The 18,388-nt window shown below is 51.8% G+C and carries 18 protein-coding genes; 14 read left to right on the top strand and 4 right to left on the bottom strand.

Going from position 1 to position 18,388, the window contains the following annotated elements; genetic code table 11:
• The first annotated feature begins 10 nt into the window (after nucleotides 1-10).
• The 4 genes from ACO0LG_RS24575 (at nucleotide 11) to ACO0LG_RS24560 (ending at nucleotide 4,051) form a co-directional block, all read left to right on the top strand.
• Entirely contained in the window at nucleotides 11-1,231 is a 1,221-nt protein-coding gene (locus ACO0LG_RS24575) for an ABC transporter substrate-binding protein (protein WP_423030388.1), read from the top strand.
• Between the two features lie 305 nt (nucleotides 1,232-1,536).
• Complete coding sequence (locus ACO0LG_RS24570; protein WP_423030386.1) at nucleotides 1,537-2,421, top strand: branched-chain amino acid ABC transporter permease; 885 nt, start codon at nucleotides 1,537-1,539, stop codon at nucleotides 2,419-2,421.
• A gap of 11 nt (nucleotides 2,422-2,432) precedes the next feature.
• A complete protein-coding gene (locus tag ACO0LG_RS24565) occupies nucleotides 2,433-3,413 on the top strand; it encodes a branched-chain amino acid ABC transporter permease (protein ID WP_423030384.1) in 981 nt (326 codons plus the stop codon).
• A 212-nt stretch (nucleotides 3,414-3,625) separates the two neighbouring features.
• The gene (locus ACO0LG_RS24560) at nucleotides 3,626-4,051 is read left to right on the top strand and encodes a DUF4279 domain-containing protein (RefSeq protein ID WP_423030382.1); all 426 of its coding nucleotides are present in this window, start codon (nucleotides 3,626-3,628) and stop codon (nucleotides 4,049-4,051) included.
• Nucleotides 4,052-4,062: 11 nt separating this feature from the next.
• On the opposite strand, the gene ACO0LG_RS24555 is transcribed toward ACO0LG_RS24560, so the two are convergent.
• Together ACO0LG_RS24555 and ACO0LG_RS24550 are read right to left on the bottom strand one after the other, a co-directional pair.
• Complete coding sequence (locus tag ACO0LG_RS24555; protein ID WP_423030380.1) at nucleotides 4,063-5,475, bottom strand: heavy metal sensor histidine kinase; 1,413 nt, start codon at nucleotides 5,473-5,475, stop codon at nucleotides 4,063-4,065.
• Nucleotides 5,472-6,152, bottom strand: coding sequence for a heavy metal response regulator transcription factor (locus ACO0LG_RS24550; RefSeq protein WP_423030378.1), 681 nt, complete (start codon nucleotides 6,150-6,152; stop codon nucleotides 5,472-5,474). Before ACO0LG_RS24550 ends, ACO0LG_RS24555 begins: the two co-directional genes overlap by 4 nt.
• A gap of 160 nt (nucleotides 6,153-6,312) precedes the next feature.
• Between ACO0LG_RS24550 and ACO0LG_RS24545 the strand changes: the two genes are divergently transcribed.
• Nucleotides 6,313-6,750, top strand: a complete 438-nt coding sequence (locus ACO0LG_RS24545) for a DUF305 domain-containing protein (protein WP_423030376.1) — start codon at nucleotides 6,313-6,315, stop codon at nucleotides 6,748-6,750.
• Nucleotides 6,751-6,777: 27 nt separating this feature from the next.
• Complete coding sequence (locus ACO0LG_RS24540) at nucleotides 6,778-8,172, top strand: beta-propeller fold lactonase family protein (protein WP_423030374.1); 1,395 nt, start codon at nucleotides 6,778-6,780, stop codon at nucleotides 8,170-8,172.
• Nucleotides 8,173-8,242: 70 nt separating this feature from the next.
• On the opposite strand, the gene ACO0LG_RS24535 is transcribed toward ACO0LG_RS24540, so the two are convergent.
• Nucleotides 8,243-9,400, bottom strand: coding sequence for an iron-containing alcohol dehydrogenase (locus ACO0LG_RS24535; RefSeq protein WP_423030372.1), 1,158 nt, complete (start codon nucleotides 9,398-9,400; stop codon nucleotides 8,243-8,245).
• 229 nt (nucleotides 9,401-9,629) lie between these two features.
• Nucleotides 9,630-10,472, bottom strand: coding sequence for an alpha/beta hydrolase (locus ACO0LG_RS24530; protein ID WP_423030370.1), 843 nt, complete (start codon nucleotides 10,470-10,472; stop codon nucleotides 9,630-9,632).
• A gap of 236 nt (nucleotides 10,473-10,708) precedes the next feature.
• Here ACO0LG_RS24530 and ACO0LG_RS24525 point away from each other — a divergent pair, with 236 nt between their 5' ends.
• The 8 genes from ACO0LG_RS24525 (at nucleotide 10,709) to atpB (ending at nucleotide 18,344) form a co-directional block, all read left to right on the top strand.
• Entirely contained in the window at nucleotides 10,709-11,467 is a 759-nt protein-coding gene (locus ACO0LG_RS24525) for a TSUP family transporter (RefSeq protein ID WP_423030368.1), read from the top strand.
• Between the two features lie 185 nt (nucleotides 11,468-11,652).
• Entirely contained in the window at nucleotides 11,653-13,599 is a 1,947-nt protein-coding gene (gene mnmG / locus ACO0LG_RS24520; protein ID WP_423030366.1) for a tRNA uridine-5-carboxymethylaminomethyl(34) synthesis enzyme MnmG, read from the top strand.
• A 127-nt stretch (nucleotides 13,600-13,726) separates the two neighbouring features.
• Nucleotides 13,727-14,377 (top strand): 16S rRNA (guanine(527)-N(7))-methyltransferase RsmG, encoded by a 651-nt coding sequence (rsmG, locus tag ACO0LG_RS24515; RefSeq protein WP_423030364.1) that lies wholly within the window; start codon nucleotides 13,727-13,729, stop codon nucleotides 14,375-14,377.
• A gap of 16 nt (nucleotides 14,378-14,393) precedes the next feature.
• On the top strand, nucleotides 14,394-15,170 hold the full coding sequence (locus tag ACO0LG_RS24510) for a ParA family protein (RefSeq protein ID WP_423030362.1): 777 nt from the start codon (nucleotides 14,394-14,396) through the stop codon (nucleotides 15,168-15,170).
• Between the two features lie 2 nt (nucleotides 15,171-15,172).
• Nucleotides 15,173-16,066 (top strand): ParB/RepB/Spo0J family partition protein, encoded by an 894-nt coding sequence (locus ACO0LG_RS24505; protein ID WP_423030360.1) that lies wholly within the window; start codon nucleotides 15,173-15,175, stop codon nucleotides 16,064-16,066.
• A 209-nt stretch (nucleotides 16,067-16,275) separates the two neighbouring features.
• Nucleotides 16,276-16,851 carry an RBBP9/YdeN family alpha/beta hydrolase gene (locus ACO0LG_RS24500; protein WP_423030358.1) on the top strand — a complete coding sequence of 192 codons (576 nt, stop codon included), beginning with the start codon at nucleotides 16,276-16,278 and terminating at the stop codon, nucleotides 16,849-16,851.
• 321 nt (nucleotides 16,852-17,172) lie between these two features.
• Nucleotides 17,173-17,511, top strand: a complete 339-nt coding sequence (locus ACO0LG_RS24495) for an ATP synthase subunit I (protein ID WP_162044020.1) — start codon at nucleotides 17,173-17,175, stop codon at nucleotides 17,509-17,511.
• A gap of 2 nt (nucleotides 17,512-17,513) precedes the next feature.
• A complete protein-coding gene (gene atpB, locus ACO0LG_RS24490) occupies nucleotides 17,514-18,344 on the top strand; it encodes a F0F1 ATP synthase subunit A (RefSeq protein ID WP_423030356.1) in 831 nt (276 codons plus the stop codon).
• The last annotated feature ends 44 nt before the right edge of the window (nucleotides 18,345-18,388 follow it).

The following is an 18,388-nucleotide window of genomic DNA, read 5'->3' as shown; positions in this document are numbered from 1 at the left end:
GAGAAGACGCATGAAAGCAACATTCACGAAATTAAAAGTAGCAAGTCTCGCTGTTTCCGCTGCACTGGCTGGCCTGGCGCTGAATGCAAATGCGCAGGTGTCTGGTGATGTGGTCAAGATCGGTTTCATCACCGATATTTCCGGCCTGTATTCTGATATTGATGGTCAGGGTGGTGCAGAAGCCATCAAGATGGCGATTGCCGATTTTGGTGGTACAGTACTGGGCAAGAAAATCGAACTGGTCACAGCTGATCACCAAAACAAAGCCGATATCGCCGCCAGCCGCGCACGCGAATGGTTTGACCGTGACGGCGTCGATATGCTGATCGGCGGTACCAATTCTGGTACTTCCTTGTCGATGGCAAAAGTGGCAGCAGAAAAGAAACGCGTTTTCATTTCTATCGGCGCTGGCTCTGCCCGCCTGACCAATGAAGAATGCGCACCAACCACTGTGCATTATGCCTATGACACTGTGGCACTGGCCAAGGGTACAGGTTCTGCCGTTGTCAAACAGGGGGGCAAAAGCTGGTATTTCCTGACTGCCGATTATGCCTTTGGTGCTTCGCTGGAAAGTGATACTGCCAATGTTGTTAAAGCCAATGGCGGTACGGTGGCGGGCTCGGTCAAACATCCTTTGTCAGCATCTGACTTCTCGTCTTTCCTGTTGCAGGCGCAGGCTTCCAAGGCACAAATCCTGGGCCTGGCAAATGCCGGTGGCGACACTATCAATGCAGTCAAAGCCGCGAATGAATTTGGCGTCACCAAGACCATGAAGCTGGCTGGCTTGCTGATGTTTATCAATGACATCCACTCGCTGGGCCTGAACGCCACGCAAGGTATGTACCTGACCGACAGCTGGTACTGGAACCAGAACGAAGAAGCGCGTAAATGGTCACGCCGCTATTTCGAAAAAATGAAGAAGATGCCTTCCAGCCTGCAAGCAGCTGATTACTCTGCGACCCTGACTTACCTGAACGCCGTCAAGGCTGCCGGTACGGATGACATGACCAAGGTCATGGAAAAACTGAAGACGACCAAGATCAATGATATCTACGCTAAAAACGGTTACATCCGCGGCGATGGCAGCATGATCCATGACATGTACCTCATGCAGGTGAAGACCAGTGCTGAATCCAAAGAGCCTTGGGATTATTACAAAGTGGCACAGACTATTCCGGGTGAGCAAGCATTTACGACTAAATCCGAATCCAAATGCCCCCTCTGGAAGTGAAATCCAATTCTCGGGCGCATAGCTGCGTTGCAAAGCCTCGCAATACTTTCGTATTGCTGTGTTTTGCGCCTTGCTCTGCATCCCGATAATTGAATTTCAGCATTGCCGTTGTTTTACTTCGTGAAGCATCGTTTAAAAACGATGCTTCGACTTTGTAAAAAGTAGAAACCGTCTTATTGAGAGACATTAGGATTTAGTGAGAATGTGGTTAAGGAGGATTTGATTTTCTCTTTGCTTTTCTCTGTGACTCTGTGTCTCTGTGTTGAGAGGTCTTCGCCTTTCCATCCATTTTTATTTAGCGTGCCATGGAAATATTTGGTATTCCGCTGCAAGCGATGCTAAGCCAGCTTTTGCTGGGCTTGGTCAACGGCTCGTTTTACGCGATGCTGTCTCTCGGGCTGGCTGTGATTTTTGGCTTGCTGAATGTGATTAACTTTGCCCACGGTGCCCTGTATATGATGGGTGCCTTCCTCGCTTGGATGGGCATGAATTATTTTGGCATCAATTACTGGGCCATGCTGCTCATTGCGCCCTTGCTGGTGGGTCTGTTTGGCATCATCATAGAAAAGACCATGCTGCGCTGGCTGTACAAGCTGGACCATCTGTATGGCTTGCTGCTGACCTTTGGTATTACGCTGATGCTGGAAGGGGTGTTCCGTTCCATCTATGGCGTATCCGGCCAGCCTTATCAGGTGCCGGAAGCGCTGACGGGGGCGACCAATCTGGGCTTCATGATCCTGCCGAATTACCGTGCCTGGGTGGTAGTGGCCTCGCTGGTGGTCTGCTTTGCGACCTGGTTCGTCATCGAAAAAACCAAGCTGGGTGCTTACCTGCGTGCCGGTACTGAAAACCCCAAACTGGTCGAAGCCTTTGGTGTCAATGTGCCGTTGATGGTGACCCTGACTTATGGCTTCGGTGTGGCACTGGCTGCCTTTGCCGGTGTACTGGCTGCACCAGTTATACAGGTGTCACCGTTGATGGGTTCCAACCTGATTATCACGGTGTTTGCGGTGGTGGTGATTGGTGGCATGGGCTCTATCCTCGGTTCGATTTTGACAGGCCTGGGTCTGGGTATTATCGAAGGCCTGACACGGGTGTTTTATCCTGAACTGTCGGCGACTGTTGTGTTCATCGTCATGGCGATTGTCCTGATGATCCGCCCTGCCGGTTTGTTCGGTAAAGAAAAATGAACGGAGCCACCATGAATAAGAAAATCAGTTACGGCATTGCTTTTGCCCTGTTGCTGGCGGCACCGTTTATTATCTATCCGGTGTTCCTGATGAAGCTCTTGTGCTTCGCCCTGTTTGCCTGTGCTTTCAACTTGCTTATCGGTTTCACTGGTCTGCTGTCCTTTGGTCATGCAGCTTTCTTTGGCGCTGCCGGTTATATCGCTGGCTGGGCCTTGCGTGATGCCGGTTTGCCGACTGAACTGGGGATTTTGCTGGGAGTAGGGGCCGCAGCCCTGATAGGTTTGGTGATGGGCGCACTGGCGATACGCCGCCAGGGTATTTACTTCACCATGATCACACTGGCCTTGGCGCAGATGCTCTACTTCGTTTTCTTGCAGGCCAAGTTCACCGGTGGTGAAGATGGTTTGCAAGGCGTGCCACGCGGCAAACTGCTGGGCATGCTGGACCTGAGTTCTGACCTGACGCTGTATTACTTTGTGCTGGTGGTGGCGATTGCCGGATTTGCCATCGTCATGCGCACTGTGCATTCGCCATTTGGCCAGGTCTTGAAAGCCGTCAAGGAAAACGAACCACGGGCCATCTCGCTGGGTTATGACGTAGATCGCTACAAACTCATGGCCTTCGTGCTGTCATCTGCCCTGGCAGGTCTGGCAGGTGCCACTAAAACCCTGGTACTGGGTTTTGAGACGCTGACGGACGTACACTGGTCCATGTCTGGCCTGGTGGTGTTGATGACCCTGGTGGGCGGTCTGGGCACGCTGGTAGGCCCGATTGTTGGTGCCATCATCATCATTGCACTGGAAAACAAACTCGGTGACCTGGGTAACCTGCTGGCAAACATCACCACGATAGAATGGTTCCGCACCATCGGTGACTCAGTCACCATCGTCACTGGACTGATCTTCATCGTCTGCGTACTGGCTTTCCGCCGTGGTATTGTGGGTGAGTTGATGGCTTATGTGGAACGCAATGGCAAGGTTAAAGCTGGTTGAGCGCTTTGAATTGTCTGTAGCGAAAAATCCCCGTGAAGCAATTCCCGGGGATTTTTTCTGTCTGCGATGAACTTGCTTTCACCGACGATGTTTTAAAGCAGGCGCTTGTTAAAATGCTATAGATTTTTCAGCTTGATTATTCGTCAAAGAATTTTTTGCTGGAAAATTCAATTAGCTGTTCAAACTTTGAAAGTTTTCCAAGAAAGCCCGTATTGCAAAATTATTCCTATCGCCTTGCCCTGCAAATCTGGCACCCCAACATTGACCCTTCTTTCATCACCAGGCGCTTGGGTATTACCCCCAAACACGCCAACATGTTTGGAATGCAGCGCCAGACTCCCAAGGGACGATTATTGGATGGAAAATATTCCGGAAGCTATTGGTTAGCTGATCCATTTGAGCGTGGTGAATATCTTTCCACAGATGACTTGCTGGAAGGTGCCATGACAGAGGTATTCGATGAGCTGACCCCACATATGCAATTCTTATTGATGCTGAGGGAACAGGGCGCACGTATACATTTGAAAGCCAGTTCATATGGCAGCCGCAATTACGCCCTGGAATTGAGTCCACAGTTCATGCTGCGCTGTGCAGGACTGGGCATAAGTTTTGTACACGATGTTTATCCACATGCATAAACCTGGCAAATTTATTTTAGTGCCGTACCTGGAAATTGCAGTTTGAAACAGATGGTGTTTGCTTCTGCAAGATAAGTCACACTGGCCGCACCATGATGCAGGTGCATGATGGCGCGGACGATGGACAGACCCAGGCCATTCGATTCCGTGTAGGCACTGCGTGATGTATCGCCGCGATAAAAGCGGTCGAACATGCGGTCGGTGTCCGGTGCTTGTGATGCCTCACATCGATTGATGACTGAGATGACAGCAGCCGAATCATTTTGCCCGCTGATCAACTGGATTGTCGTACCGGATTTGCCGTAGCGTATGGCATTCAATACCAGATTGTTGACGGCGCGGCGCCACATGATGAGATTGGCAAAGATGCTGCCATGCGCCGTGACTTCAAAATGCATCTGTCTTTCTTCTGCCAGTGGTTCGAAATACTCGGCGATCTTTTCCAGCTCAGCCACTACATCAATTTCCACCCGGTCTGCGACCACTGTTTCCTGGTCGGCATTGGCGAGGAACAGGATGTTTTCTATGATGCGTGCCAGGCGGGATAATTCTTCCACATTCGATTCCAGCACTTGCTCATATTCTGCCGCGCTTCTGGCCTGGCACAGCACGACTTGTGACTGGCCCATCATGATGTTAACGGGAGTACGCACTTCGTGGGCGAGGTCGGCAGAAAACTGGTTCAGATGCGCATAGCCTTTTTCCAGCCTGTCGAGCATGGCATCAAAGGCCAGCGTCAGTGAACGCAATTCCGGTGGGGCATCTGTCATTTCAAAGCGCATGGACAATTTTGCCGGGGTGATTTCTGCGGCTTTGTCATGCATGAGTTTGATGGGCCGCAGGCCACGACTCAAAATGATAAAAGCCAGTGCTGTGGTCAGCAGAGCGGTGAGGGCGACTGCGGCCATGACGCGGTACAGATAGGTGGACAGGACTTTGGATTCCTGTGTCATGACATAGGCTGCCGTGATCTCTATCGTATCCTTGTTGGTGCCCAGCATGGCCAGCGCGGTCACCCAGCGCACTCGCACGCCATTGTCGGCTTGCCCAGTGCGCAGGGCGTCTATGTTGAGGGCTGTTCCTACTGGCACCGCAGGTATGGCTGGCGGTGTCAGCTTGCCAGGGTTCACCTGTATAAACGGCGCGTCACCAACCCGCTTGAAAATGCGCACATCCTGTTCATTGCCGAGCATGCTTTCGAACAAGCCCGGACGCTCTTCCATCTGCTTGATGTCGTACAGGTCATGAAAGAGATTGCGGAAGTGTTGCACCCTGCCTATCAAGGTGTAGTCGGCGCGCATTTCCATGGCCTGCCTGACCGAGGCATACAGGTAGAAACCCAGTCCGGCCATGACCAGGCAGGCCACCAGGCCAAATAGCGTGGCGACCCGGTAGCGCAGTTCCCAGTGGTTCCAGAATTTCATGGCTGGTCCGAAAACATATAGCCTACGCTGCGCACGGTCTGGATGAGTTTTTGTTCAAAAGGCGCATCGATTTTCGCGCGCAGGCGTTTGACGGCGACATCGACGACATTGGTATCGCTGTCAAAATTCATATCCCATACCTGGGAGGCAATGACGGAACGGGACAGGGCTTCCCCTTGCCGCTTGATTAGCAAATGCAACAGCATGAATTCTTTTTTTGTCAGTACGATCTGTACACCTTGCCGTGTGACTTTGTGTTTGATCGCATCAAATTGCAGGTCGCCGATCTGGAAAATATCTGCATCACGGCTATCTCTCGCTACACCACGCCGCAGTATGGTCCGTACACGCAATAGCAGTTCTGCAAATGAAAATGGTTTGACCAGGTAATCGTCGGCACCCAGTTGCAGGCCCTTCAGTTTGTCGTCGAGACGGTCTTTTGCTGTCAGGAAAATTACTGGTACATCGCGCCTGGCGCGCACCGTGCTGAGCAAGGTCCAGCCATCCATACCCGGCATCATCACGTCCAGAATAATCAGCTCATGCTCGCCTTCCAGAGCCAGGTGCAAGCCATCGATGCCATTGCGGGCCAGGTCCACGGCATAGCCGGATTCCTGAAAACCTTTCTTCAGGTAGTCACCGGTTTTTTGATCATCTTCAATGACGAGTAGGGTCATTTATATTCCTGTTCTGCCTGCTACACACCTGTCTTGAAATTGATTTTACATCCTGGCCCTGCTTTTCAGGATGACAAATTTGTCATCCAAAAGACATGAGAAATTCAGCATCTGCCTTTTAAGATGCGAGTCAGATATTCAATCTTAGAGAGGGCTATTAATGCGTAACTTTATCTTCAACGCCGGTTCTGGTTTCATGTGGCAACTGCCTGCTGTGGTTTGTCTTGCGCTGTCCACTGCGGTGGTCAGTGCGCAGGAAGCCCACCACCATCATGGTTCCGGCACAACTTCTGGCCCTCCGCCCGTGTTTGTCGCCAGTACCGCCGAGCCTTTTGGCAAACTCATGGAAGATGCCATGTCTGTCATGGATGACGGTATGCAGCGCGCATACATGAATGGCGTATCGGAACATGATTTCATCACCATGATGATCCCACACCATCAGGGCGCGGTGGATATGGCGAAAGGCATGCTGCTATACACCAAGGACCCGGAAATCCGCAACCTGGCACTGGGCATTATCACGGAACAGCAAAACGAAATCCGCCTGATGCAAGCCTGGTTGAAACATCACGCCGATGTGTCAGAGAAGAAGTAATCCTCCCCCAATTTAAAAATGAATCTCATGAAAAATACCTCTTATCTATTGGCTGCTGCTGCCATGGGCTTGCTTTTGCCATCTGCACAGGCCCTGCCACCCGCACAAGATCGTGTTTATACCGCCGACCAGAACAGCAATACTGTATCTGTATTCAACCCCGCCACGAATACACTGGTCGGGCAGATACGCCTGGGCAATGCGCGTCCGGATGTGCTTTCACCTTTGTACAGGGGCCAGATCAATGTGCATGGCCTGGGCTTTTCTCCGGATCATAAAACCTTGCTGGCGATTTCCAATGGATCGAATGCGGTGAGCTTTATCGACACTGCCACCAACAAGGTCAAAGGCACGACTTATGTGGGTCGCTCACCACATGAAGGCTTTTTCAGCGCTGACGGTAAAGAGGTGTGGGTGGTCGTGCGCGGTGAGGATTATGTGTCGGTGATTGACCCTGTCAGCTTCAAGGAAACCCGCCGCATCCAGACCGGTCTGGGGCCGGGCATGGTGCAGTTTCATCCTGATGGCAAACTGGCTTTCGTGGTGTCCAGCTTTACAGCGGCTGTCGATGTGGTGGACGTCAAGTCGCACGAAGTGATCAAAAAGATTCCCGTGGTCAGCCCGTTTTCACCCTTCCTGCAGTTCACGCCGGATGGCGGCGAAATCTGGATGACGCATAAGGATGTCGGCAAGGTCACACGTATCGATACCAAGACCCTGGAAGTTATCAGCCTGTTTGATACCGGTTTTATTACCAACCACATTGCCTTTGCCAAAGTTGGTGGCAGAGTCCTGGCCTATGTGAGTATAGGTGGCGAGGACGTGGTCAAGGTCTATAGCACCGACAAGAGTGCTGTACTGCTGGCAACAATAGCTACCGGCGCTTTGCCACATGGCATCTGGACTTCTGATGACAGCAGCCGTGTGTATGTCGGGCTGGAAAATGGCGATGGGGTGGAAGTCGTCGATACCGCAAGCAATAAAGTCATTGCCCATATGGGTGGCGGCCAGGCACCGCAGGCCCTGGTGTATTTGTCGCATGTGGTGGAAAGCGGCAACGGCAGTGCGAACCTGCTACCGCGTGGTAATGGCGAGCCCGGCAATATCCGTTTGCAGCCAGTCAAGGGCGATGCCCGTGGCTTTGTGGTCTTGCGTAACCTGGGCGTAGTGGATGCGTTGGAAGTGTCCTTGTTCAAGCTCAAGCCAGCAACGACATATAGCGTGTATCTGAACGGGCAGGCCAGTGTCAGCGGTGTCTTCAGGACGGATGCGAAAGGTGCAGTGAATGGCACGATGATAGGGCCGGTTCGGGAGTTGGCTGCTGTTGATGTAAAAAATGGTGATGCCATCAACCATATTGTTGTGATGGAAGGCAATTCGGCGGTGGATAAGGCGAATGCGGTGTTGGTCGATTCTATGTAATTAAACCAGCTGTCACTAAATGCCGGATGCGTATATGGCCCACGCGCATCCGGCCTTTGCATATCCTCGCTTACAAAGCCGCGGCGTAAATTGCCCGCGCATCTTCTTTCGTCACTTCCCGTGGATTATTCCCCAGCAGGCGCGTTTGCAACATGGCGTCGCTGGCGAGCTGGTCCAGGTCTTTCTCGGTAATACCTACCTGGCTCAGGCGGGTTTCTATGCCTACCCGGGCTGCGAGGTCTTCCATGGCCTTGATCATGGCGTGACAGCGCTGCTCTGCCGTGCCTGTGGCTTCTGGCGCGATGATGTCTGCCAACTCGGCGTACAGCGCTGCTGCGTGGTTGGCATTGAAGCGCAGTACATGGGGCAGGACCAGGGAATTCGACAAGCCATGCGGTACGTGGAAGATGCCACCTATAGGATAGGCCAGCGCATGCACCGCAGCGCAAGGGGCATTGGCAAAGGATTGTCCCGCCAGCATGGCACCCAGCAACATGGACTGTCTTGCTACCAGGTTGCTGCCATTGGTACAGGCTTCGTCGATGTTGTTCCAGAGTAATTTCAAAGCCTGTACTGCCAGCATGTCAGACAAGGGGTTCTTTTTATGCCTGGTGGTATAAGCTTCTATCGCATGCACCATGGCATCGATGCCGGTGGCAGCAGTGACCTTCGCTGGCAAGCCTGTCGTCAGATGCGCATCTAGGATGGCGATGTCGGCATATAGCTGTGGAGCGACTACGCCCATCTTGGTGGTGGCACCTGTGGTGACGATAGAGATGGGGGTGACTTCAGACCCGGTACCAGCCGTGGTCGGGATTTGTATCAACGGCAGGCGTGTGCCTTTGACGTTGCCTATGCCATACATGGTGGACAGGCTTTGATCGCTGCCTGCCAGGATGGCGATGAGTTTGGCCACGTCCATGGAGCTGCCGCCGCCGAGGCCGACGACCAGTTCCACTTGCAGGCTGCGGGCATTCTCGACAGCTTGCAAGACGATGGCTTCTGGCGGATCGGCAATCACGTCAGAGAAAATATTGACTTTGAGGTGTTCCGTTTCCAGGCTGTCAATGACAGGTTGGACCAGGCCGGTACGCAGGAAACCGGCATCGGTCACTAGCAGTACATGGCTAATCGCTGGAAATTCCTGGCGTATGATTTTGCCCAGGCGCGTTGCTGCACCAGTTTGGCTGATCAGGCTGGGGACGCTTCTGAATTCAAAGTCATTCATCTTTATCTCATTTTCATTGAGAACTTGTTTTCTATCTTACTGCGCGAGCGCAACAGAAATTAATGCGGGAGCTCATGTGCTGCTCAAAATGCTCATGTACTTAAGTACATTCCGCCTGTTTCGCTGCGTTTTTGCTACCCTCGACCCCGCTGATGCACGCTCGCTACAGATCGTAAACAGGTTCTTAGCTCGTTGTAGGGATATCTACCTTAGCACATGCTGGTGTTTTCTATTTGTCCAGCAGCTTGAGGTCGCGCATCCAGTCTGCGTACAGGCTGGTCCAGTTGCGCACGCTGCCGCTGGCAGGTGTCATGCCAAAGCCATGGTCGCCACGGCGGAAGGCATGCAGCTCAGCCGGGGCACCGACTACCGGGACTGCTTTGGGATCGTCGGATGCATGGACAATAAACACGGGCGGGGTGTTCTTGCTGAACTTTGGCATCTTGTTGCCGGGCAAGCCGGTATACACCAGAGTTATAAAGTCGGCGCGGTTGCCCAACTTTTCTGCGGCATCGGCGGCACTTGGATCCCCCTCATCCTGATCAGTCAACAGTTGCAGCGCCATGATGCCACCAGCAGAAAAGCCGATTACGCCAATCTTCTTGCTGTCGATTTTCCATTCACTCGCATGTTGCCGCAACACGCGCATGGCACGGCTGGTGTCTGCCGTCAGCGGCTGGATGGACTTCCAGCTGCGGTCGCCGTCCGGTGCCAGCGTACGGTATTTCAGCACGGCAGCGGTAATGCCCTGAGCATTCAGCCATTGCGCTACTTCTATCCCTTCCTTGTCTATGCAGACATAACGGAAGCCACCACCCGGCACGACCAGTATCGCAGTACCAGTTGCCTTGTCAGCGGGAGCAGGGTAAATAGTTAATGTTGGCTTGCTGATGTAGCTGATGTATCTGTCCAGGCGACCTGTTTCATGCCTGTCGTTTGCGGTCTCTGGTTGCTGATGTTGCAGACCGGGTGCGCCGTTTTGCCATAAGGGAATTTCGATTTCAGCTTGTGCCTTACTGCTGTTACTGAACAGGATACCTACTGCAAACATCAGCGACAAGGAAATCTTCATTGCGTTGATCCTTGTGAAAGACAAATAGCGACAGATTGATTACACCGGATTTGCATCTTGTCTGATTTGTCGCAGCCAGTCAAATCGGCAAATTAGTGCTGCAACTGTTATGGCATCGCCTGTACCTTGTTGCCCACAGCTTGCTTCTGTATAAGTTATCTGTGCCCTGTTTGCTGCTCAAGGTGTTTTCTTGAGGCAACTTGATGACCTCCCATTACAAATAAAACGTGCTCAATATGGATATTTTTCTTTTAGCTTTGGCGGCCTTCTTTGCTGGTTTTGTTGATTCCATCGTCGGTGGCGGTGGCTTGATACAGGTTCCCGCCCTGTTTTCTTTCATGCCTGGGACGGTACCTGCGACCTTGCTGGGTACCAATAAGATGGCGGGTATCTGGGGAACGACGGTGGCAGCGACACGTTATATGAAGACAGTCAGCCTGCGCTGGAGTATGGTGGCGCCAGCTGCATTCATGGCATTTGCTTTTTCCTTTGCCGGGGCGTTCCTCGTGACACATATCCCGCCCACCTATTTGCGCAAGGCTTTACCCTTTATCCTGGTGGCTGTAGCGATCTATACTTTCAAGAAGAAAGAGTTTGGCGCAGACAATAAACCTGTGTTTTCGGGTTCAAAAGAAACCTATATGGCGATGTTGGTAGGAGCGGGCATAGGGTTTTATGATGGTTTCTTTGGGCCGGGTACAGGTAGCTTCTTCATGTTTTTGTTCGTTCGTATTTTTGGCTATGATTTCCTGCGCGCGTCTGCTGCAGCCAAAGTATTGAATGTTGCTTGCAATACTGCGGCACTTATCTGGTTTGGTTATAGTGGTCACGTACTCTGGATGCTGGGATTGACGATGGCGGTATGTGGTGTTGGCGGCTCTATTTTAGGTAGTCATTTAGCAATAAAACACGGCACCTCGTTTGTTCGCAAGATGTTCCTTGGCGTGGTGGTCGCGCTGATATGCAAGACAACGTACGATGGTTTTCTTAAATAGCAGTGTTTCACGTGAAACAAACAGCAGGTAAAAATGGGGCTTCGGCCCCATTTCTTATGTAGTGCCCCTCATGTTTCACGTGAAACATAGTTCTACATAAAAAGAGAATCTTTAGCTCTCTAAAAGTTTACGCGCAAAACAAACTATAATCGTGCCTCCCGTCCCAAGTTTCTCAGAAATCCACCATGTTTTATCCTAAAGAATTCGATGTCATCGTCGTCGGCGGCGGTCACGCCGGTACCGAAGCTGCACTTGCCTCTGCCCGTATGGGGCAGTCCACACTGTTGTTGACCCATAATATTGAGACCTTGGGCCAGATGTCTTGCAACCCCTCCATAGGTGGGATAGGTAAGGGGCATCTGGTTAAAGAGGTCGATGCCATGGGTGGTGCCATGGCGATTGCTACAGATGAGGCAGGCATACAATTTCGTATCCTGAATTCATCCAAAGGCCCAGCTGTTCGTGCTACCCGCGCACAAGCTGACCGTATCTTGTACAAGCAAGCCATCCGTAGTCGCTTGGAAAATCAGCCTAATTTATGGCTGTTTCAGCAGGCTGTCGATGATTTGCTGGTCGAAGGTAACCGCGTTGTCGGTGCCGTGACCCAGGTTGGCATCAAGTTCCGCGCGCGTGCAGTCGTGCTGACAGCTGGCACTTTCCTTGATGGGAAGATACATGTGGGCTTGAATAATTACTCAGCTGGCCGTGCTGGTGACCCGCCAGCGATATCCCTGTCTGCCCGCTTGAAAGAGCTGGCGCTGCCGCAGGGTAGGTTGAAGACAGGTACGCCGCCACGCATAGATGGTCGCAGCATCGATTTTTCACTTATGCAAGAGCAGCCGGGTGATCTCGATCCTGTGCCAGTGTTCTCGTATATGGGCAATACTGGCATGCACCCAAGGCAGTTGCCATGCTGGATTACCCATACCAATGAAAAAACCCATGACATTATCCGCGCTGGTCTCGACCGCAGTCCTATGTACACGGGTGTCATTGAAGGGGTGGGGCCACGCTATTGCCCATCGATAGAAGACAAGATACATCGCTTTGCCAGCAAGGAATCACACCAGATTTTCCTGGAGCCTGAAGGCCTGACCACGAATGAGTTCTATCCTAACGGTATCTCTACCAGTCTGCCTTTTGATGTGCAGCTGGATTTGGTACGCTCGATGCGCGGTATGGAAAGCGCTTACATCCTGCGCCCTGGCTATGCGATTGAATATGATTATTTTGATCCGCGTGGTTTGAAATCTTCACTGGAAACCCGCCAGATTGAAGGCCTGTTCTTTGCCGGACAGATCAATGGCACGACGGGTTACGAAGAGGCAGCAGCCCAGGGCATGTTGGCTGGCCTGAATGCCGCGTTAAAAACCCAGGGTAAAGAAGCCTGGGTGCCACGCCGTGATGAGGCCTATTTGGGTGTACTGGTGGATGACCTGATTACCAAGGGCGTACAAGAGCCTTACCGTATGTTCACCAGCCGTGCTGAATTCCGCCTGAGTTTGCGCGAAGACAATGCCGACATGCGCCTGACTGAGATAGGTCGCCAGCTCGGTTGCGTCAGTGATGCGCAGTGGCAGCAGTTTGAAGAAAAACGTGAAAGTGTTTCCCGTGAAATGGAAAGGCTGCGCTCTACCTGGGTCAATCCCCGCATTCTCGCGGATGTTGAAGCCGAGCGCGTTGTTGGCAAAGCGTTAGAGCGTGAATATTCCCTCGCTGATTTGCTGCGTCGCCCACAAGTGACTTATGAAAGTCTCATGAGTTTGCAAGGTGTTGAAGGGCAGGAACTGGCTGGACCAGGTGTGGCCGATCCCCATGTGCGCGAGCAGGTTGAGATACAGGTTAAATATGCCGGTTATATAGACAGACAGGCCAAAGAGGTGGAGCGCCATGCGCATTTTGAAAATCTCAAAATGCCGGCAGCTTTTGATTATATGGAAGTCAATGGGCTTTCCATCGAAGTCAGGCAAAAACTCAACAAGCATCAACCTGAAAGCCTGGGGCAATGTGGCCGTATTTCTGGCGTGACGCCTGCGGCGATTTCCCTGCTTTTGGTGCATCTGAAAAAGCGCGGTTTTAAAGAGTTTTTGGTAAGCAAGGATATTGTGGCGGAAGGCCTGGCCGCAGAATGATTCACATGGAACATCAACAGCATGTGCGTTTGAAAGTGCCGTTGGCATCCGCACGCAACCAGGCGTGAATAAAGACGAAGAATAAAATTGAAATGAAAAACAAAAAGCTAATCGAGGGCAGGGCCATATGATTCACGTGGAACATGTGCACTTAAGAGCGACGCTGCAGAGTGGTGTTGAGGAATTATCGCTGAATTTAAATAATGATCAAATTGATAACATGATTGCTTATTTGTCATTATTGTCAAAATGGAACTCCGTGTATAACTTGACGGCTATCCGCGACCCCAAAGAAATGGTGAGGCAACATTTGCTGGATTCGCTTTCTGCGGCTCCGGCATTCAAGGATGCAAAAAATATACTCGATGTGGGTGCCGGTGGTGGTTTGCCCGGTATGATGCTGGCGATTACTTATCCACAGGCAAAAGTGTCCATGATAGATACGGTCAGTAAAAAGACTGCCTTTCTGACCCAGGCCAAGACTGAGCTGGGTTTAAAGAATGTGACCGTCCATACTGGCAGGGTAGAAGCTCTGCAGGTCAAAGAAGCATTTGACGTCATTACTTCACGCGCTTTCTCTGAACTGGCCAATTTCGTCAACTGGTCGGGTCATCTGCTGGCAGACGGCGGCCAGTTCATCGCCATGAAAGGCGTGGAACCGAAACAGGAAATAGACAGCCTGCCTGCTGGCTGGCATGTGGATAAGTTGCAAGCCTTGACGGTGCCTGGCTTGCAGGCAGAACGTCACCTCGTCTTTATCAAGAAAACCCAGGCCTGATCTCACGGAAACCTCTATGGCAAAAATCTTTTGTGTAGCAAACCAAAAAGGTGGCGTGGGTAAAACCACAACTACCGTCAATCTCGCCGCAGGCCTGGCGAAACTCGATCAACGCGTCTTACTTGTTGATCTCGACCCCCAGGGTAATGCCACCATGGGCGCTGGTATCAACAAATCCAAACTGACTGCTTCCATCTATGAAGTCTTGCTGGGCTTGTCGGACGTGACAACGGCCACGCTGCGCTCTGAGTCTGGCCGTTTTGATGTCTTGCCAGCCAACCGCGAACTGGCCGGCGCTGAAGTTGAAATGGTGTCTCTGGACAACCGAGACAAGCGCCTGCGTGAAGCTCTGGCCAAGGTTGATGCTGATTATGACTTCATTCTCATTGATTGTCCGCCAGCACTGTCACTACTGACTTTGAATGGCCTGTGCGCGGCGCATGGTGTGATCATCCCCATGCAGTGCGAATACTATGCACTCGAAGGCTTGTCTGACCTGGCCAATACCATCAAGAAAGTCTCCGCCAACCTCAATCCTGACCTGAAGATAGTCGGTTTGCTGCGCGTGATGTTTGACCCGCGCATGACCTTGTCGCAACAAGTCTCCGACCAGCTCGAGCAGCATTTTGGCGACAAGGTCTTCAAGACCCTGATCCCGCGCAATGTGCGTCTGGCAGAAGCACCATCTTACGGTATCCCCGGCGTGGTGTTTGATCCTGCATCCAAAGGGGCGCAAGCCTATATTGCCTTTGGTGCAGAGATGGTGGAAAGAATTAAACAACTGGAAAAATAAGTATGTCGATCAAAAAACAAAAAGGTCTGGGCCGTGGCCTGGACGCCTTGCTCGGCGGCGCCGCCGACTTTGCCGAAGTTGTACCTACCGTCACTGGTGCCCCTACCAGCCTGAACGTGGCACAAATGCAGGCTGGCAAGTATCAACCCCGTACCCGCATGGACGAGGGCGCACTGGCCGAGCTGGCGGCCTCCATCAAGGCCCAGGGTTTGATGCAACCTATCCTGGTTCGCCCGATAGGACAAAACAATGGCGTAACCCGTTACGAAATCATTGCCGGTGAACGCCGTTTCCGCGCCTCGCAAATGGCAGGCATGGAAGAAGTGCCGGTACTGGTCAAGGATGTGGATGACCAGGCCGCCGCCGCCATGGCTCTCATCGAGAACATGCAGCGTGAAGACCTGAATCCTCTGGAAGAAGCCCAGGGTATACACAGGCTGATCACGGATTTCTCGTTTACCCATGAGCAGGCAGCCAATGCAGTAGGGCGTTCACGCAGTGCAGTATCCAACCTGCTGCGTTTGTTGAACCTGGCCAAGCCGGTGCAAACCATGCTCATGGCAGGTGACATCGACATGGGCCATGCCCGTTCCCTGCTGGTGACAGACGCTGCTACCCAGATACAACTGGCGAACCAGATCGTCGCCAAACGCATGTCTGTCCGTGAAGCAGAAAAGCTGGTCGCCAAGACCACGGCAGAAATGAGTGCCAACGGCAAGCCGCGCGACAAGGCAGAAAAATCCCGCGACATCACCCGCCTGGAAGAAGAGTTGTCCGATTTGTTGGCGACCCAGGTTGCCCTTAAATTAGGCAGCAAGGGCAGGGGGCAGATGCTGATCGATTTTGCCGACCTTGATAGCCTGGACGGCATCATTCTAAAAATACGCGGACAATAGACTGAAGCAAAACCGCCCCAACCGCGTTGCAGCTCCCGCATTTAGCAAGACCTGTACTAAAGTACTGTCTTCGTCGCTGCGGTGTAGTTGGGGTTTTAGACAACATGTTGTCTGCCAACGAAACGAACAGCCCCGCAAGGGCTATTTCTTAAAGCGAAAGCCTTGTTGGGACAATTTTGCTTCAGTCTACAATAATGAAGATTTGACCCATGCAGATACTGACTTTACCCGGCCTGTATAGCTCCGGCCCTGGCCACTGGCAAACACGCTGGGAAGACGAATTAGCAAATGTAAAAAGAGTAGCGCAACAAGACTGGGATCATCCGGTCAAGGATGTATGGGTTGCCGCTTTGTCCGCTGCCGTAAATGCGGTTGATGACGAAGTGGTGCTGGTGGCGCACAGCATGGGTTGTGCGCTGACTGCCTGGTGGCTCGCGTCCGGCATGCCGGACGTGGCAGATAAAAGCAAAGTCAAAGCTGCGTTTCTGGTGGCGCCACCGAATGTCGGGCGAGAAAATTTCCCCGCACCCACTTTCAATCCCATGCCGCTGGCCAGGTTTCCCTTCCCGGTTGCCGTGGTAGCATCCAGTGATGACCCCTGGTGCGATGTCTCAATTGCACAAGCCTGGGCAAAAAACTGGGGAGCCGAGCTGCACCTGATTGGTGCAAAAGGCCATATCAATGGCGAATCTGGCCTGGGTAGCTGGAAGCAAGGCCAGGACTGGCTGAACGCATTGATTGCAAAAACAGCAAAAACAGCAAAAACGATAAAACCAGTACAATAATTAAAAAATCACCAAAATGGCGCATTAATGGCCGGTTTTGGGGCAATGCACCAAAGCTTTGACCATATGCATCAAACGTTTGACGTTATAACGCACTACCACGTATAATTCCGTGGTTTTGATTGGCGAGGATTTGCGCTGCCCGGTTATATCGTGGCAAGCCAGTCAAATTCAACTGTCATATTTATAAAATTGTAGGACTTACGCAAGATAGTCCAGCAAAGCCCCTGATGAACACAGTGCAAAACTGGATATGGGGGCTGGTGATGGGCTTGATCCATTGCTGCTATTTTGCGCAAGTCCTGGATAAATGAGGGAAGCATGGCACGCATCATACTGCTGCAACTGGTAGCAGCGCTGGTTGCGGGCTTGCTTGCTGGAATTTTCGGCAATATTTCTTACGGATTGTCTGCCCTGTTCGGCGGATTATCTTGTGCGATCCCAAATGCCTTGTTCGCGTTGCGCCTGACTATGAGCGCCCGCAGGCCTGGAGGAGCAAATCCGATGAGTTTTTTCATCGGTGAATTTTTCAAAGTTATATCGACAGTCGCGCTGATGGCAGCGGTTGTCTTCTGGTACCCCGATGTCAACTGGCCGGCCTTTTTGATCGCCTTCATCGTCGTACTGAAAAGCTATTTCATTTTACTCTTTAGGCACTGATCATGAGCTCAGCTGAACAAGTCACTCCGTCAGAATATATAGCCCATCACCTTGGGCATTTGACAAACCACGGCCACCAGGCACAAACGTCCTTGTGGGACATGTCGTATGTGAACGTTGATACGGTTATCTGGTCAGTCTTTTGCGGCTTGCTTGGCACCATCATTATGTATCTGGCAGCACGCAAAGCGACTTCCGGCGTACCTGGCCGTTTCCAGTGCGCAGTAGAAATGCTCATCGAAATGGTCGATAACAATGCAAAAAGCATCGTTCACGGCAACACCAGCTTCATCGCCCCTATGGCCTTGTCGGTATTTGTCTGGGTGGTATTGATGAACTCCCTGGATTTCCTGCCAGTTGATTTGTTCTCCCAATGGTTGTTCCCCTTGTTTGGCCTGGATCATGAAATGCCACACCGCGTGGTTCCCACTGCTGACTTGAACGGTACTCTCGGTATTTCCATCGGTATTTTTGCCCTGATGATGTTTTACAGCTTCAAGATCAAAGGCGTGGGCGGTTTCATCAAGGAATTGTTAAGCGCACCGTTTGGTCCTATGCTCTTCCCTTTCAATCTGGCATTGAATCTGGTTGAATACGCAGCGAAAACTTTCTCGCTCGGTATGCGGTTGTTCGGCAACATGTTTGCTGGCGAATTGTTGTTCCTGTTGATTGCAGCTTTGCTGGGTGCTTCCGATTCCATCTTCGGCGGTATTGGTCATTTGGTACTGGGTTCTGCCTGGTCCATCTTCCACATCCTGATCGTACCTCTGCAAGCGTTTATTTTCATGATGTTGACTCTGGTGTATATGGGTCAGGCTCACGAAGCGCATTAATTAAGTTTGAAGTTTCAGGTTTTTAGTTTTGGTTTTGGTTTTAG

Source organism: Undibacterium sp. Ji42W (genome assembly GCF_049340405.1).
In the GTDB taxonomy this organism is placed as follows: Bacteria; Pseudomonadota; Gammaproteobacteria; order Burkholderiales; family Burkholderiaceae_D; genus Undibacterium.
This window is presented reverse-complemented; position numbering and strand designations above follow the sequence as displayed.